General features: G+C 64.2%; 17 protein-coding genes. 14 read left to right on the top strand and 3 right to left on the bottom strand.

Annotated features, from left to right (window positions below; translation table 11 throughout):
* Window position 1 precedes the first annotated feature (1 nt).
* A complete protein-coding gene (gene ispH, locus AC07X9_RS01610; RefSeq protein WP_017184099.1) occupies window positions 2-961 on the bottom strand; it encodes a 4-hydroxy-3-methylbut-2-enyl diphosphate reductase in 960 nt (319 codons plus the stop codon).
* A 183-nt stretch (window positions 962-1,144) separates the two neighbouring features.
* On the opposite strand from ispH, the gene AC07X9_RS01615 reads away from it, so the two are divergent.
* From AC07X9_RS01615 to tatC, 11 genes are all read left to right on the top strand, one after another.
* Complete coding sequence (locus tag AC07X9_RS01615; protein WP_026002568.1) at window positions 1,145-1,753, top strand: hypothetical protein; 609 nt, start codon at window positions 1,145-1,147, stop codon at window positions 1,751-1,753.
* A 115-nt stretch (window positions 1,754-1,868) separates the two neighbouring features.
* Window positions 1,869-3,596, top strand: coding sequence for an arginine--tRNA ligase (argS, locus tag AC07X9_RS01620; protein WP_017184101.1), 1,728 nt, complete (start codon window positions 1,869-1,871; stop codon window positions 3,594-3,596).
* 21 nt (window positions 3,597-3,617) lie between these two features.
* Complete coding sequence (locus AC07X9_RS01625) at window positions 3,618-4,340, top strand: SPOR domain-containing protein (RefSeq protein ID WP_017184102.1); 723 nt, start codon at window positions 3,618-3,620, stop codon at window positions 4,338-4,340.
* A 49-nt stretch (window positions 4,341-4,389) separates the two neighbouring features.
* Entirely contained in the window at window positions 4,390-4,938 is a 549-nt protein-coding gene (locus AC07X9_RS01630) for a TetR family transcriptional regulator (RefSeq protein ID WP_017184103.1), read from the top strand.
* 86 nt (window positions 4,939-5,024) lie between these two features.
* Entirely contained in the window at window positions 5,025-6,080 is a 1,056-nt protein-coding gene (locus tag AC07X9_RS01635) for a Rieske 2Fe-2S domain-containing protein (RefSeq protein WP_017184104.1), read from the top strand.
* A gap of 57 nt (window positions 6,081-6,137) precedes the next feature.
* The gene (nagZ, locus tag AC07X9_RS01640) at window positions 6,138-7,151 is read left to right on the top strand and encodes a beta-N-acetylhexosaminidase (RefSeq protein WP_017184105.1); all 1,014 of its coding nucleotides are present in this window, start codon (window positions 6,138-6,140) and stop codon (window positions 7,149-7,151) included.
* A gap of 217 nt (window positions 7,152-7,368) precedes the next feature.
* Window positions 7,369-8,145: a segregation and condensation protein A gene (locus AC07X9_RS01645; RefSeq protein ID WP_017184107.1), complete on the top strand. Its 777-nt coding sequence runs from the start codon at window positions 7,369-7,371 to the stop codon at window positions 8,143-8,145.
* Entirely contained in the window at window positions 8,142-8,735 is a 594-nt protein-coding gene (scpB, locus tag AC07X9_RS01650) for an SMC-Scp complex subunit ScpB (protein WP_017184108.1), read from the top strand. Before AC07X9_RS01645 ends, scpB begins: the two co-directional genes overlap by 4 nt.
* Before the next feature lie 27 nt (window positions 8,736-8,762).
* The gene (locus tag AC07X9_RS01655; RefSeq protein WP_017184109.1) at window positions 8,763-9,014 is read left to right on the top strand and encodes a twin-arginine translocase TatA/TatE family subunit; all 252 of its coding nucleotides are present in this window, start codon (window positions 8,763-8,765) and stop codon (window positions 9,012-9,014) included.
* A 32-nt stretch (window positions 9,015-9,046) separates the two neighbouring features.
* On the top strand, window positions 9,047-9,454 hold the full coding sequence (gene tatB, locus AC07X9_RS01660; protein WP_017184110.1) for a Sec-independent protein translocase protein TatB: 408 nt from the start codon (window positions 9,047-9,049) through the stop codon (window positions 9,452-9,454).
* Window positions 9,451-10,230, top strand: coding sequence for a twin-arginine translocase subunit TatC (tatC, locus tag AC07X9_RS01665; protein WP_017184111.1), 780 nt, complete (start codon window positions 9,451-9,453; stop codon window positions 10,228-10,230). Before tatB ends, tatC begins: the two co-directional genes overlap by 4 nt.
* Window positions 10,231-10,302: 72 nt before the next feature.
* Here the strand turns inward: tatC and AC07X9_RS01670 are convergent, their stop codons facing one another.
* Both AC07X9_RS01670 and AC07X9_RS01675 read right to left on the bottom strand, forming a co-directional pair.
* Window positions 10,303-10,431, bottom strand: coding sequence for an entericidin A/B family lipoprotein (locus AC07X9_RS01670; RefSeq protein WP_017184112.1), 129 nt, complete (start codon window positions 10,429-10,431; stop codon window positions 10,303-10,305).
* Between the two features lie 350 nt (window positions 10,432-10,781).
* On the bottom strand, window positions 10,782-11,786 hold the full coding sequence (locus tag AC07X9_RS01675; protein WP_017184113.1) for a cell wall hydrolase: 1,005 nt from the start codon (window positions 11,784-11,786) through the stop codon (window positions 10,782-10,784).
* Window positions 11,787-11,943: 157 nt separating this feature from the next.
* Here AC07X9_RS01675 and AC07X9_RS01680 point away from each other — a divergent pair, with 157 nt between their 5' ends.
* The 3 genes from AC07X9_RS01680 to AC07X9_RS01690 are packed head-to-tail and all read left to right on the top strand — an operon-like array spanning window position 11,944 to window position 14,506.
* A complete protein-coding gene (locus AC07X9_RS01680) occupies window positions 11,944-12,939 on the top strand; it encodes a cysteine synthase A (protein WP_017184114.1) in 996 nt (331 codons plus the stop codon).
* Window positions 12,940-12,980: 41 nt separating this feature from the next.
* Window positions 12,981-13,310, top strand: coding sequence for a hypothetical protein (locus tag AC07X9_RS01685; RefSeq protein WP_026002570.1), 330 nt, complete (start codon window positions 12,981-12,983; stop codon window positions 13,308-13,310).
* Window positions 13,307-14,506 carry a DUF4350 domain-containing protein gene (locus AC07X9_RS01690; protein WP_017184116.1) on the top strand — a complete coding sequence of 400 codons (1,200 nt, stop codon included), beginning with the start codon at window positions 13,307-13,309 and terminating at the stop codon, window positions 14,504-14,506. The genes AC07X9_RS01685 and AC07X9_RS01690 overlap by 4 nt, the downstream gene beginning before the upstream one ends.
* The last annotated feature ends 152 nt before the right edge of the window (window positions 14,507-14,658 follow it).

A 14,658-nucleotide genomic window follows, 5' to 3' on the forward strand; every position in this document is an offset into this window, starting at 1 on the left:
TTCAGACGGTCTCCAGCCCGCGTGGCAGCTTGAAAGCGATGGTCTCGCGCGCGGTTTCGACCTGTTCCTCGGTCACGGTGAAGCGGCTGGCGATCGCGTCGACCACTTCGCGCACCAATATTTCGGGTGCGGATGCCCCGGCGGTCAGGCCCAGCGTCGTGACGCCGTCCAGCCAGCCAAAATCGATGTCGTCGGCGCGCTGGATCAGGCGGGCTGGCGTGCCTTCGCGTTCGGCGACTTCGACCAGTCGCAGGGAATTGGAACTGTTAGGCGCGCCGATGACATAGAGCGCTTCGCAACGCGCGGCGATCGCCTTCACCGCTGTCTGGCGGTTGGATGTGGCGTAGCAAATATCCTCGCCCTTGGGCGCGACGATCGCTGGAAAGCGCTCTTGCAGGGTGGCGACGATCGCGGCTGTATCATCGACCGACAGGGTGGTCTGGGTCAGGAAGGCGAGATTGGCGGGATCGGCGGGGGTAAAGGCCTGCGCGTCCTCGACCGTTTCGATCAGGGTCATGGTGCCGCCTGGCACCTGGCCGAACGTGCCGATGACTTCGGGATGCCCCTTATGCCCGATGAACAAGATGTGGCGGCCATCCTTGACCTGCCGTTCGGCCTGGCGATGAACCTTGCTGACCAGCGGGCAGGTGGCGTCGAGATAGGAAAGGCCGCGTTCCTCCGCCTTGGCAGGGACGGCCTTGGGCACGCCATGGGCGGAAAAGACCACCGGCACGCCATCGGGCACCTGGTCCAGTTCCTCTACGAAGATCGCGCCCTTCGCCTTCAGGCTGTCCACCACATATTTGTTATGGACGATTTCATGGCGGACATAGACCGGCGCGCCATAGGTTTCGATCGCCCGTTCGACGATGATGATGGCGCGGTCGACCCCGGCGCAGAAACCGCGCGGTGCGGCGATCAGAAGGGTCATGGGCGGGCGGGCGGCTGCGCTGTCGGTCATGGCTTTGCGCTTAGGCGAATGTGGGCCGGGAGGAAAGCCGCTTCCTTGCGGTTGCGCGAGGGGCGGGGGATGGATAAGGAAGCGCAAAGCTTCTGGCCGACGGGCCATGCCAAGGAATTTCTGCCTGTGCCAAGGAACATCTGCCTGCCTCATACTGCCCTGAACCGCGTCGTTGTGACCGGCATGCTGGCTCTGGCCCTGGCGGGCTGTTCGCGCCGGGGTGAAATCGACGCTTCCGGCGGTATCGTCGCTGTGCGCTCTGCCTGCCCGACGGCGGCCGTCCCGGCCTATACCGGCGACATCACCCTGTTCAATCCGGCCCAGAGCCGCGATGCTTCCGCGATCGACGTGGTGGCCGACATCACCAATCTGCGCTCGACCTGCGCCGATGGGGCGCAATTCTATACCGAAGCGAGCTTCACCGTGAACGCCCGGCGCAGCGACGCCAGCGTGGCGCGGCAAGTGACGCTGCCCTATTTCTCCGCCGTGGTGCGCGGCGGCAACAGCGTGGTCGCCAAGCGGGTCGGCCAGGTGACGCTGAACTTTGCCGCGGGCGAATATCGCGCCAGCGCGCAGGCGAAGGCGGGTTCCTATGTCGACAAGGCATCGGCAACGCTGCCAGCCGACATCCAGGCCAAGATCACGCAGAAGCGCAAGGCGGGCGACGCGGATGCCGCGATCGATCCCTTCGCCCAGCCAGAGGTCAAGGCGGCGCTGCAACGAACCAGTTTCGAGCTGCTCGTGGGGTTCAACCTGACCCAGGACCAGCTCCAATATAACGCCACGCGTTAACGGCCAGCCCATCATCCGTTCGGGCTGAGACAAGTCGAAGCCTTGCACTTCTTGAAGACAAGAGCAGCCCTTCGACAGGCTCAGGGCGAACGGGACTTGTAGAAAGTTTCGTCTCGTGTCCCTCTATACCCGTTTCACCGCCCATCTCGACACTGTGCTGGACATATTGGAAGCCGACGGCGTCCTGCCTGCCGGCCTCAATCGCAAGCCGGTGACGGTCGAGCCGCCGCGTGACGCCAGCCATGGCGATCTGGCGACCAATGCCGCGATGGTGCTGGCCAAGCCGGCGGGGACGAACCCGCGCGCGCTGGCCGAGGCGATTGTCGGCAAGCTGGAGGGGCTGGCCGAGGTCGAGAGCGCGTCGATCGCCGGGCCGGGCTTCATCAACCTGACGCTGACCGACGCGACATGGCGCTCGGAGCTTTCCGTGATGGCGGAAGAGGGCGACGATTATGGCCGGTCCGACATCGGGCAAGGTGTCACGGTCAACGTCGAATATGTTTCCGCCAATCCGACCGGCCCCATGCATATGGGGCATTGCCGGGGCGCCGTGGTGGGCGATGCGCTCGCCACCCTGCTGGAATATGCCGGGCACAAGGTGATCCGCGAATATTATATCAATGACGCTGGCGGGCAGGTGGATGTCCTCGCCCGATCGGTGCATCTGCGCTACGCGCAGGCGCTGGGCGAGGATGTGGGCGAAATCCCTGAGGGTCTTTACCCTGGCGATTATCTGGTGCCGGTTGGGCAGGCGCTGGCTGCTGAATATGGCGACCGCTTCTTGAAGGCGCCGGAAGCCGACTGGCTGGTCACGTTCCGCAGCTTTGCCGTCGCAAAGATGATGGACATGATCCGCGCCGATCTGGCGCTGCTGGGCATCCATCACGACATTTTCGCGTCCGAGGCCGAATTGCAGGCGGCGGGCAAGCCTGACGAGGCCGAAGCCTGGTTGCGGGCGCATGATCTGGTCTATGACGGGGTGCTGGAAGCGCCCAAGGGCGAATTGCCCGATGACTGGGAGCCGGTCGTGCTGCCGCTGTTCCGGTCGACCAAGTTCGGCGACGATCAGGACCGGCCGATCAAGAAGTCCAACGGCAGCTGGACCTATTTCGGCGCGGACATGGCCTATCATTATCAGAAGGCCCAGAGCGCCGATCAGCTGATCGACATATGGGGGGCGGACCATGCGGGGACGGTCAAGCGCATCCAGGCGGCGGTCGCGGCGCTGACGGAGGGCAAGGCGCGTTTCGACGTGAAGCTTATCCAGATGGTGCGGCTGTTGCGCGATGGCGAGCCGGTGAAAATGTCCAAGCGCGCGGGCAATTTCGTGACGCTGGCCGATGTCGTGCGGGAAGTGGGCAAGGATGTCGTGCGCTTCACCATGCTGACGCGCAAGGCCGACGCGCAGATGGACTTCGACTTTGCCAAGGTGGTCGAGGCGTCGAAGGACAATCCGGTCTTTTACGTCCAATATGCCCATGCCCGCATTGCATCGCTGGGACGGCGGGCGGAAGAGGCGGGGATCGAACTGCCAGCCCCGGACCTGTCCCTTCTTGGGACGGCAGAGCTGGGCCTCGTCAAGCTCGCGGCCCAGTTCCCCCGTGTGGTCGAAGGCGCGGCGCTGACCCGCGAACCGCATAGAATTGCCTTCTATCTCAATGATCTGGCTTCGGCCTTTCACGGCTGGTGGAATATGGGCAATGATGATCCGCGCGCGCGCGTCATTCTGGCCGACGATCCGGCCGTTACGTCGTCGCGGCTTTTCCTGAGCCGTGGAATAGGGCAGATTATCCGCAATGGCCTTGCGCTGATGGGCGTGGCGGCATTGACTGAGCTGAACTAAAGGCGGGCGGAGTTTCGGACGATGGGCGATTATGCACGAGGCCGGCTGGATTTTGACGATGAGGACCGGCTGCCCTGGCTGGAGCCTGCGGTCGATGACGAGGATGACAACAGCATCTCGCCACTGCGGCTGCTGAGCCTGATCCTGCTCGGTCTCGCGCTGATCGGTGTCGTGGTGGCCGGGATATGGTGGTTGCAGAACCGCAATGGTCCCGGCGCTGCGGGTGAGGGCCAACTGATCGAGGCGCCCGCGGACAATTACAAGATCGCCGCCAATGAGGCTGACGCGAAGAAATTCGATGGCGAGGGCGATGCGAGCTTTGCGGCAAGCGAGGGCGTGCCGCGCGACGGACGGATTGACGCCAGCCGCGTCCCCGAAGCACCGATCACCAAGACCGCGCCCGCGCCCACCGGGACCAAGCCGGCCGTCCCGGCCAAGCCTGCACAGAGCGTGACCGCGCGCGTCGCCGACGAAACCAGCGATCGCGCGACCGTGGCGCCCAAGGCGGCCAGCGGCGGCGCGCTGATTCAGCTGGGCGCCTATGGCAGCGCGTCCGGCGCAAAGGATGCCTGGACCAGATTGTCCAAGCGCTTTGCCTATCTCGCCCCGCTCGCCATGACCGTCGAACCGGCGGAAGTTGGCGGCAGCACCGTCTATCGCCTGCGTGCGAGTGCTGGCGGGCAGGCCAGCCTGATCTGCGGCAAGCTGAAGGTGGCGGGCGAAAGCTGCATGGTGGTGAACTGAGCCTTCGCGTTGCGATGGACATAGGCGTCATGCTGTTCGAAGGAGGGGCATGACCGAACGGAAACTGACCCGCGCCGCGATCGCGGCGGCGGCGCTGGATGTGCTGAACGAACAGGGGCTGGACCAGTTGAGCCTGCGCAAGGTCGCGGCGCGGCTGGATGTCAAAGCGCCCTCGCTCTACTGGCATGTCGCCGACAAGAATATGTTGCTGGCGCTGCTGGCCGAAAGCATCTTCGCAGATTGCCTGTCGAAAATTCCGGCCTGTGCCGACTGGCGCGACTGGTTGCGTGCGTTCGGCAAGGCGCTGTGGCAGGCGCAGAATGCGACGCGCGACGCGGGACGCTTGATCCTGGGGGCGGGGCAGCCGGTCGAGGTGCTCAAAGCGATGCAGGATGCGACCAGCGCGCCCCTGATTGCGCTGGGGCTGGAACCGGAGCGCGCCATGATGATGCAGGCGTCGGTGCAGGCGCTGGTCACTGGCTGGACCACGTTCGCGCAGGGACCGAACGCGGCCTATCTCCAATCCCAATTGCCCATCGACGCCGCCTTTGCCGAGGGGTTGGACGCGCTGATCCATGGCCTTGATCCTGCTCCCTAACAGTGTTAGGCTAACATTGTTAGTTTAGCTGGTCCGGCACCAATCGCGACAGACGATGATGCCGGCCTTTGTCAGGGAGAGATGCCATGTACCCATTTCGGGAAGGGTCGTTTGCCGTTCGCAATGGCTGGTATGTTGCCGCGTTTCGCAACGAACTGGGCCGTGACCTGCTGGCGCGGACGATCCTGAACCAGCCGGTCGTCCTGTATCGCAAGGAAGATGGCGAGGCGGTTGCGGTCGGCGGGCGCTGTCCGCACCGACATTTCCCCCTGGGCAAAAGCTGTCTGAAGGGCGATGCGATCGTCTGTGGCTATCATGGCATCGCCTTTGGCGCGGATGGCCGGTGCGTCGATATTCCATCGCAGGATGTCGTGCCGCGCGCCTACACGATTCCGACCTATCCATTGGTCGAGCATGGCCTGTGGGCGTGGATATGGATGGGGGACGCGGACAAGGCCGATGTCGCGCTGCTGCCCGATCTGGAGGAGATCGGGGTGACTGCGGCGGGCATGACGGCGCGGCCCTTTTATGTGCAGGAGGTGCAAGGGCGCTACCAGTTGCTCAACGACAATCTGCTCGACCTGTCGCACCTTGCCTTCCTCCACGCCAGCAGCATCGGCACGGTGGAAAATGCGCAGGCACCTGAAGAACTGGTCAAGCGCCCCGGATTTCTGAGTTGCCGCCGATATATCCGTAATGCCGACGCGCCTGCCGTGATGGCGGCGACCGGGCGCTATGCGGGCAAGATCGACCGGGTGACGGGGATGGATTTCTACCTGCCGGGCTTTCATGCCGGGATTGGCGACATGGCCTATCCGCAGGACCACCCCGAACATCCCGGCGAGATGATCGTGACGAGCCGGGTCTATCACGCCGTTACGCCCGCGACGCCGCATAGCTGCATCTATTTCTTCGCCATGGCGTCCGAAGATGTGGCGGGCATGGATTTCATGTTCGATTATCTGAAGCCCGTGCTGGAGGAGGACAAGTTCGCGACCGAAGAGATTGAGAAGATGCTGGCGATCGTCGGCGAGAATCCCGACGAACTGCTGATCAAGACCGATCGCAACGCAGTGGAGGGTCGGCGCATGTTGCAGGCGATGATGGACGCGGAAAGGTCTGCGGCGGCTGCGCCAGCCTGATCGCAGTTCATCAATTCGCCTTCGACAGGGGCGGGACTTGGCGCTACCATCTGCCGCATGAAACCCGTGATCTTCGGCCTGTCCGGCGCAACACTGACCCCTGACGAACGCGCTTTTTTCGCGGATTCACAACCGGCCGGTTATATCCTGTTCCGGCGCAACATCATCGATCGGGCGCAGCTGCGCGCGCTGACCGACGATTTGCGGGCGCTGCATGGCCGCAACGACCTGCTGATCATGATTGATCAGGAAGGGGGGCGGGTGGCGCGGATGCAGCCGCCGGTCTGGCCTGCCTTCCCGGCGGGAGCGATGTTCGACCGGCTTTATGACGTCGCGCCGTCCAGCGCGATCGCCGCGGCACGCGCCAATGCCCGCGCGATCGCGCTGACGCTGGCAGAGGTCGGCATTACCGTCGATGCGCTGCCGTTGCTCGACGTGCGGCAGGATGGGGCAAGCGACATCATGGGCGATCGCACGCTGGGCGCCGAGCCGATGCGGGTCGCCGCGCTGGGGCGGGCGACTCTCGAAGGGCTGGCCGATGGCGGGGTGGTCGGCATCGTCAAGCATATGCCGGGCCATGGCCGGGCGCTGGTGGACAGCCATCTGGAATTGCCGGTGGTGCGCGCGGATGCCGATATGCTGGCGAGCGACCTGCAACCGTTCGAGCGCTTGCGCGACGCGCCGATGGGGATGACCGCGCATGTCGTTTACACCGCCTGGGACGCGCAGCGCCCCGCCAGCCTGTCGCCGACCGTGATCGAGGATGTTATTCGCACGAGGATCGGCTTTGACGGGCTGCTCATGTCCGACGATCTGGACATGAAGGCGTTGCAGGGCGGCATCCCCGATCTGGCGGCGGGCGTGGTCGCGGCAGGGTGCGATCTGGCGCTCAACTGCTGGGGGCGGATGGACGATATGCTGGGCATTGCCGACCAGTTGCCGGAGATAACGGACGTAGCGCGCGCGCGGCTCGACCGGGCGATGGGGTCGGTCGAGCGTGGCGGCGATCAGCCGGAACTGGCGGAGTTGCTGGCGACGCGGGACAGTCTGCTGGGGTTGGTGGCGGCTTGAGGGGCGAACTCGAAAATGCCTCCCATAGGGCGACGACCATTGCGCATGACGTTCGGTTATCCCTCCAACGTCATGCTGAATTTACTTCAGCATCCATTTCTCGTCACAAGCAACTGTGTGAGCTGGAAAAATGGATCCTGAAACAAGTTCAGGATGACGGTGAAATAGAGGGCCGTTTCATATGCCATAATCCTGGCCCATGCGGGAGGGACTAGACGTGGACGACCTGTTCATTGCCCCGGCCATTCCCAGCCCCGACACGCTGACCGTCAGCTTCGATGCGTGGGAAGGGCCGCTGGACTTGCTGCTGACGCTGGCGCGGTCGCAGAAGGTGGATTTGCGCGAGATTTCGATTCTGGCGCTGACCGAACAATATCTGAAGTTCATCGACGGCGCGCAGCAGGTGAAGCTGGAACTGGCCGCCGACTATCTGGTGATGGCAGCGTGGCTGGCCTATCTCAAATCCGCGCTGCTGCTGCCGCGTCAGGAGCAGGCCGATCCCAGCCCCGAAGAGCTGGCCCTGCGCTTGCAATTGCGGCTGCAACGGCTGCATGCGATGCGCGATGCGGCGGCGCGGCTGATGGCGCGCGACCGGATTGGGCGCGACGTGTTCGTGCGGCGCAATCCCGAAGGGCTGCGGCTGGTGCGCAAGGCCAAATGGCACGCGAGCCTTTACGACCTTATCCAATCCTATGGGCAGATCCGCGCCCGGACCCAGCCCGTCGTCCACACCATCGCGGTGCGGCCGGTGATGACGCTGGACGAGGCGATCCAGCGGGTCGGTGCGCTGGTCGGCGCGGCAATCGACTGGACGCGGCTGGAGGCGTTTCTGCCCGCCGGGCTGGACAATGCCAAGGCAAAGTCGGCGCTGGCCAGCAGCTTTGTCGCGGCATTGGAACTGGCTCGGCAGGGGCGGTTGGAAATCCAGCAGGACGGGATTTTCCAGCCCATTTTTCTGCGCGCCGGGGCGCCGGACATGGAGGCGGGGGCATGAAGGGGGAACCCGACGATTATCTGCGCGCCGTAGAGGCGGCGCTGTTCGTCGCCGAAGCGCCGCTGACGGCTGCGGAATTGAGACTGCATGTCGGCGATGCGGGCGATCTGGCGGCGGCGCTCCGGCAATTGGCGGACGATTATGCCGGGCGCGGCATCAACCTGGTGGAGCGGGGCGGGCGCTGGCATTTCCAGACGGCGGCGGATCTGGCGCATATATTGCGGCGCGAGAAGGATGAGGCGCGCAAATTGTCGCGCGCGGCGATGGAGACGCTGGCGATCATCGCCTATCATGAGCCGGTCAGCCGCGCCGAGATAGAGGCGATAAGGGGCGTTCAGGTGGCCAAGGGAACGCTGGACGTGCTGATGGAGGCAGGCTGGGTGCGTCCCGCCGGACGGCGCGAGGTGCCGGGACGACCGCTCATCTATGCGACGACCGTAGATTTTCTGTCACATTTCGGGCTTAGCAGCCGCCGGGACTTGCCCGGTATCGACGATCTGCGTGCGGCCGGGCTGCTCGATCCGGTCGATTTGGTGCTGGAGGGTCTGGGCGGGCAATCCGTTCTGGAAAATGACGATGATGTGGCCTAGATAGGTTGCCTTACAGGAGTATTTGAAATGGGTTCCTTCTCGCTGATGCACTGGGTGATCGTGCTCCTGGTCGTCATGCTGCTGTTCGGTGGCGGCCGGATTTCCGGCCTGATGGGTGACGTGGCCAAGGGCATCAAGAGCTTCAAGAAGGGCATGGCGGACGATGACGACGATGTCGCTCCGGCCAAGCCCGCGACCCGGCTGGAGGGCCATCGCGTGCCCGAACAGGATGCGGGGACGACGGCGACCGGCGCTACCGAAGAAAAGACCAAGGCCTGACGTTCAAGCGCCGGGTGGTAGGGTAGCCACGCATGTTTGGTATCGATTCGACCGAGTTCCTGCTGATCGTCATCGTTGCGGTGATCGTGATCGGGCCGAAGGATTTGCCGCGCGCGCTTTACAAGGTGGGTCAGATCGTCGGCAAGGCGCAGGGCATGGCGCGCCATTTCCGCACTGGTCTCGATGCCATGGTGCGAGAGGTCGAGCTGGAGGAACTGGAAAAGAAGTGGGCCGCGCAGAACAAGCGGATCATGGAAGAGCATCCGCCAGAGGTTGCCGCTCCAGCCATGGAGGCGCTGCCGCCGCCGGATGTTGAGGCCGCGCCGGACGGGCCGCCGCCCTTCGTGGCGGAATCCGCGCCCGTGGCGCCGACGACCGACGCACCCCCCTATCTGGCCGGGGAAGCGGCTGCTGACCATAAGAGCGGGTCGGCGGCATGATCGGCGATATTGATGATAGCAAGGCGCCCTTGCTCGACCATCTGATCGAGTTGCGTGGCCGTTTGTTGAAATGCGTCTATGCGCTGGCGCTGACCGGCGCGCTCTGCTTCTATTTTTCCGCCGAACTGTTCGCGATCCTGGTCCATCCGCTCAAGGAAGCCTTTGGCGATGGCGGCGGCAAGCTGGTCTATACCAAGCTGTACGAAGCCTTTTTCGTGCAGGTGAAGATCGCCTTTTTCGGGGCCTTCTGCCTGTCCTTCCCGATCATCGCCAACCAGCTATGGGCGTTCGTCGCGCCGGGCCTCTATGCCAAGGAGAAGAAGGCTTTGCTGCCCTTCATCCTGGCGACGCCCTTTCTGTTCGCGATGGGCGCGAGCCTTGCCTATTTCGTGGTGATGCCGACCGCCTTCCATTTCTTTCTGGAATTTCAGGGCGACAGCAGCGGTTTGCAGGTCGAGGCTTTGCCAAGCGCCGACGCCTATCTGGGGCTGGTGATGCAGTTCATCCTGGCGTTCGGCATCAGTTTCCTGATGCCGGTGCTGCTGATGCTGCTCAACCGGGCCGGTTTCGTCAGCCGCGCGCAGCTGATCAGCCTGCGCCGCTACATGATCGTAGCGGCCTTCATCCTGGCCGCCGTGCTGACGCCACCCGATGTCGTGTCGCAGCTCATGCTCGCGATTCCGCTGTTGCTGCTGTACGAAATCACCATCGTGGCGATCTGGTTCACGGACCGACGGCAGGCCAATATGCAAGAGGTCGAGGAAGCGTCGACCTGAACAAAAAGCGGCCCGCCTTTTAAGGGGCGGGCCGATGCTAGGGGAGTCGGGTAGTCGTATTGCTGGCGGCGATTAATCCGCCGCCTTCTCCACGGCTTCGCCTGCGCTCTGCACGTCGCGGCCAGCGCCTTCGACGGTGTTGCAGGCGGCGACCATCAGCGAACCAGTGAGCAGCAAGGCTGCGAGGATCTTTTTCGTCATCGAAACTCTCCTTGAGAAACATGCGACCATATGGGGTGAGCCATGTTGGTGACGAGGAACAGAACCCGCTTCTTACACAAGCGTTCCGACCATCAAAAATTTAATGATTTCAACAGGAAGGTCGTCCAAAAAAATCTGAGCCCGGAACGCGTCGGGGGGGGGAGGCGTTCCGGGCTCATATTATGTGGATAGCAAGAGCGGGGGGCAAAAGATTTGCTATCCGAAGTGAAGAACCCACAATGGCGCGGATCGGTTCCCGCGCTGCCCGGAAAAATGCATTTTTTAATCCCGCGCAATTCCAGACATTTGGCTGGTGCAGCGCGCGTTAACCTGAAAAAAGTTGGCGCTGCTCAGACGATCGGGCGGCCGCTGTTGCGATATTCTGGGCGGATGGTGGATTCCGGCAGGCTGTCTTCGCGAGCGGATGGCGCAGGACGGGCGATGGGCGCGATCCAGCCCGTCGATGGGTTCGCGGCGGCTGCGTTGCCGACAGGTGCAGGCGCGGCGAACGCTTCCACGGGCGTGACCGGCTTTGTCGGCCAGACCCGGCGCGCGGGACCGGATATGGTTTCCCGCCCCAGATAGGGGGTGCGGAAAGCCGCCAATGTGCCGTTGAAGCCGGGATTGCGATAAAAGATATGCGCGCCGATCACTGCGACCGGGTGCAGGCTGGACGACCAGGCGGGGCGGACCGCCAGCGTGTGATAATGGGTCGCGAGGCCGACCGGGGCGTAGACGCGACCCGCCAGCGCGTCCTGCGCGACCCGCCGCGCGCGTACCCATTGGGCAGCGGCAGGCAGGCGCGCCATCGCGCCGTCACAGCTGAAGGTGAACTGGCATTTATAGTCGGTGCGTTCGGAGCCTTCATAGACGACGCCGCACACCGTATTGGGCCAGAGCTGGCTGCGGACGCGGTTGAGCACGACCTGTGCGACGGCCCGCTGGCCATCGTCCGGCTCGTTGCCTGCCTCATAATAGATGGCGGAAGTCAGGCAGTTGAGCGCGCGATAGCTGTCGAGGCCAGTCATGCCGCGAAAGATGGCGGCGGGCGCGGCCTTCACCTCGTCCAGCCCCATGACATGCTCACTCTGCACCGTCTGCGCGCCGGGAACGGGATCGAAAGCGCCTTCTGCAAAGAAGAAGGCGGAGCCGGGGAAGTTGGCGGCGGCCTCTTCGGCCGGGTCGTCATGGGACTGCTGCCCGTCGAGCATGTCGAGCGGGGCGGCGGTGATGAAGCGCGGTGCGACGAGCGCGGCAAGGACAAGGGCGACGATGCCGCTGCGTCCCTTCCACCCGATCGCGCCCATGTCCAGATCCTTCATATGCAGCGACGCACCGTCGCCCATGCCGCCCATAGACGCATTTCCTTTCCACTTCCTCCCCCGATTCCGCCCTGTGCCGTGTTGGGACAGGGTGAGGGGCAGGGGTTAACGCGGCGGTGAAATCGCCTCTTTTGACTGCGCATCATTCCCTTGCTTGGCAAAGGCGTATGGGGTCCGCTATGCGTGCGCCATGCTGCTACAATCCAATAGTCTCGCGCTGATCGGCAATACGCCGATGGTGCGCCTTGCCGGTCCCTCCGCTGCGACGGGCTGCGATATTTTCGCCAAGTGCGAATTTGCCAATCCCGGCGCGTCGGTGAAGGACCGGGCTGCGCTGTTCATCGTCAATGATGCCGAGGAGAGGGGGCTGCTGAAGCCCGGCGGCACCATCGTCGAAGGGACGGCGGGCAATACCGGCATCGGCCTGGCGCTGGTCGCCAATGCCAAGGGGTACAAGACGATCATCGTCATGCCCGAAACCCAGAGCCGCGAGAAGATGGACACGTTGCGCGCGCTGGGGGCGGAACTGGTGACGGTGCCCGCGGCGCCCTATTCCAATCCGGGTCATTTCGTCCACACCTCGCGCCGGCTGGCGGAGGAGACGGAAGGCGCGATCTGGGCCAACCAGTTCGACAATATCGCCAATCGCAAGGCGCACATCGTCGGCACTGCCGAGGAAATCTGGACCCAGATGGAAGGCCGGATCGACGGCTTTACCTGCGCTGCGGGCACGGGCGGCACGATTGCGGGCGTGGGCCTGGGCCTCAAGGCCAAGGATGAGGCCATCACCATTGCGCTGAGCGATCCGCACGGCGCGGCCCTGTATCAATATTATGCCTGTGGCGAACTGAAGGCGGAGGGTAGCTCCGTTGCCGAAGGGATCGGGCAGGGTCGGATCACCGCTAATCTGGAAGGCGCGCCGATCGACACGCAGTTCCGCATTTCCGACGAGGAAGGGCTGGAGTGGGTCCGTCGCCTGCTGGCGGAGGAAGGGCTTTGCCTGGGCCTGTCGTCAGGCATCAACGTCGCGGGCGCGGTGGCGCTGGCGCGGCAGTTGGGGCCGGGGAAGCGGATCGCGACGATCTTGTGCGATACCGGCTTTCGCTATCTGTCGACGCTATACAACCGGCAATGGCTGGAATCTAAGGGCTTGACGGTCTTTCCCTGGCTGGCGCAGACTGCATGAGCGCCGACACGGGTCGCGGCGATGTACAAATGAGCGCAGGCATGGCTGAAACACCCCGCCGACTGGAAGGGTTGCAGCGCGTTCAGATCGGGCTGACCGGTCTGGCAGGTGTCGTGTTGCTGGTGGGTCTGGCCAATATCGTCATCGACAAGGCGCGCAAGGACGATGCCGCGCTGCCGCCGCCAGTGGTGCCGACATTGTCCACTGCCCCCACCAATGTCGTGTCGCCCAAGGACCCGCTCGCTGAACTGGGCGTGCAGCCCGCGCCGGAGCAGGCGCCGGTGGTGCCCGATCAGGCGCCGGTCGTGCCCGATCTTCAGCCCGATCCCAATCTGCGCAAGCCGATGGACCGCGATCCGCAGCCGCGTTGAATGATGGGCGGGTGAAGGTGCCGCGCCGCCTGACGATCTTTCTGATTCTGTTTCTGCCCGTTGTTGCGGCGTTGGTGGCGGGTTTGGCGCGCGCCTGGCGATCGGGCGGGCAGGCCGATCCATGGACATGGGCCTTGCCCGCTGCGCTGATGGTGGCGCTGATGGGGCAGTTGCTGGCGAAAAATCTTTGGCGGTGGTTGCTATGGATCGCGATCGGCGCGACCGGGGCGGCACTGATTTTCTGCACGATAGCCGCGGCGCGTCCGCCCGATCTTTGGGCGGCTGTGGGATTGCTGCTTATGACGCTGCTGGCGGGGTTGGGCAGTCGCGGGTTGCGGGAAGGCGGGACAAGGTTGATCGCGGTCGGGTTGCTGGCGTTGGCCGGGTTGCTGGCCTGGCGCGGTCCGGCGCAACCGTTGACGCCGGTGGCCGACCGGCCTGTGTTGGCGGTGATCACGGCGCTGCCGCTGTTCTGGGCCGAAGGGGCGCGCGCCGACGCGCCGATCATCACTGTGCTGCGAACGCGCTTCACGATGCGACCGCTGGATGATCCGCGCGCATTGGCCGGATCGGGCGCGCGCGCCTTGCTGCTGGCCCAGCCGCGCGCGATGACGGCGGAGGAACTGGTAGCCATCGACGCCTGGGTGAGGGCAGGCGGCACGGCGCTGGTACTGGCCGATCCGCTGTTGCGCTGGCCGACTGCGCTGCCGCCCGGCGACCGTCGGCGCGCGCCATCGATCAGTCTGCTAGGCCCGCTGCTGGCGCATTGGGGCGTTGAGCCGGGCGGGCTGGACGAGGCGGAGACGCGCCACTTTCTGGATGATGGGCAGCTTGTCACCCTGTCCGGGACGCAGGCATTTACGGGGAGGCAGCCGGGCTGCATCCCGCCGCGCGGTGCGATCATGCGCTGCCGGATCGGGCAGGGGCGCGTCGTACTGGTGGGCGATGCCGACCTGATCGATGACCGGCTCTGGCTCGCCGATCCGGCCAGTCCGCTCGATCCGCGCGCCTGGGCGGCGGATACGCCCGCATTGGTCGGGCGCTGTCTGGGCGCGTCGATTGCACAAGGGCGGCACTGGTTTCGCGAGGCGCGCGACGTGGTGACAGGGCTACGCTGGGCGCTGATCTTTGGGACGGGATGGGCGATCCTGGGAATGGTGCTGTTCCGCCGGACTGAACAGCGAGTTGAACAATGAGGAGAATGAGAACAAATCATGAAAATATGCTGGAAAAGCCGAGGAAAATCCGTTAGACCCATTTTCTAACAGCTCAGCCCACTTTCTCCCGACTTTTCCCTTTTCAGTTGGCCCCTTGCTTGGTAGGTAATCAGCAATTGGGGTTAATCAGG

This window comes from Sphingobium sp. GW456-12-10-14-TSB1 (assembly GCF_059424385.1).

What these genes read in the sequence shown, in the direction of transcription:
- ispH (WP_017184099.1), bottom strand. Translation starts at nt 961, where the DNA reads ATGACCGACAGCGCAGCCGCCCGCCCGCCCATGACCCTTCTGATCGCC.
- AC07X9_RS01615 (WP_026002568.1), top strand. Translation starts at nt 1,145, where the DNA reads ATGCTGGCTCTGGCCCTGGCGGGCTGTTCGCGCCGGGGTGAAATCGAC.
- AC07X9_RS01625 (WP_017184102.1), top strand. Translation starts at nt 3,618, where the DNA reads ATGGGCGATTATGCACGAGGCCGGCTGGATTTTGACGATGAGGACCGG.
- AC07X9_RS01630 (WP_017184103.1), top strand. Translation starts at nt 4,390, where the DNA reads ATGACCGAACGGAAACTGACCCGCGCCGCGATCGCGGCGGCGGCGCTG.
- AC07X9_RS01635 (WP_017184104.1), top strand. Translation starts at nt 5,025, where the DNA reads ATGTACCCATTTCGGGAAGGGTCGTTTGCCGTTCGCAATGGCTGGTAT.
- nagZ (WP_017184105.1), top strand. Translation starts at nt 6,138, where the DNA reads ATGAAACCCGTGATCTTCGGCCTGTCCGGCGCAACACTGACCCCTGAC.
- scpB (WP_017184108.1), top strand. Translation starts at nt 8,142, where the DNA reads ATGAAGGGGGAACCCGACGATTATCTGCGCGCCGTAGAGGCGGCGCTG.
- AC07X9_RS01655 (WP_017184109.1), top strand. Translation starts at nt 8,763, where the DNA reads ATGGGTTCCTTCTCGCTGATGCACTGGGTGATCGTGCTCCTGGTCGTC.
- tatB (WP_017184110.1), top strand. Translation starts at nt 9,047, where the DNA reads ATGTTTGGTATCGATTCGACCGAGTTCCTGCTGATCGTCATCGTTGCG.
- tatC (WP_017184111.1), top strand. Translation starts at nt 9,451, where the DNA reads ATGATCGGCGATATTGATGATAGCAAGGCGCCCTTGCTCGACCATCTG.
- AC07X9_RS01670 (WP_017184112.1), bottom strand. Translation starts at nt 10,431, where the DNA reads ATGACGAAAAAGATCCTCGCAGCCTTGCTGCTCACTGGTTCGCTGATG.
- AC07X9_RS01675 (WP_017184113.1), bottom strand. Translation starts at nt 11,786, where the DNA reads ATGGGCGGCATGGGCGACGGTGCGTCGCTGCATATGAAGGATCTGGAC.
- AC07X9_RS01680 (WP_017184114.1), top strand. Translation starts at nt 11,944, where the DNA reads ATGCTGCTACAATCCAATAGTCTCGCGCTGATCGGCAATACGCCGATG.
- AC07X9_RS01685 (WP_026002570.1), top strand. Translation starts at nt 12,981, where the DNA reads ATGGCTGAAACACCCCGCCGACTGGAAGGGTTGCAGCGCGTTCAGATC.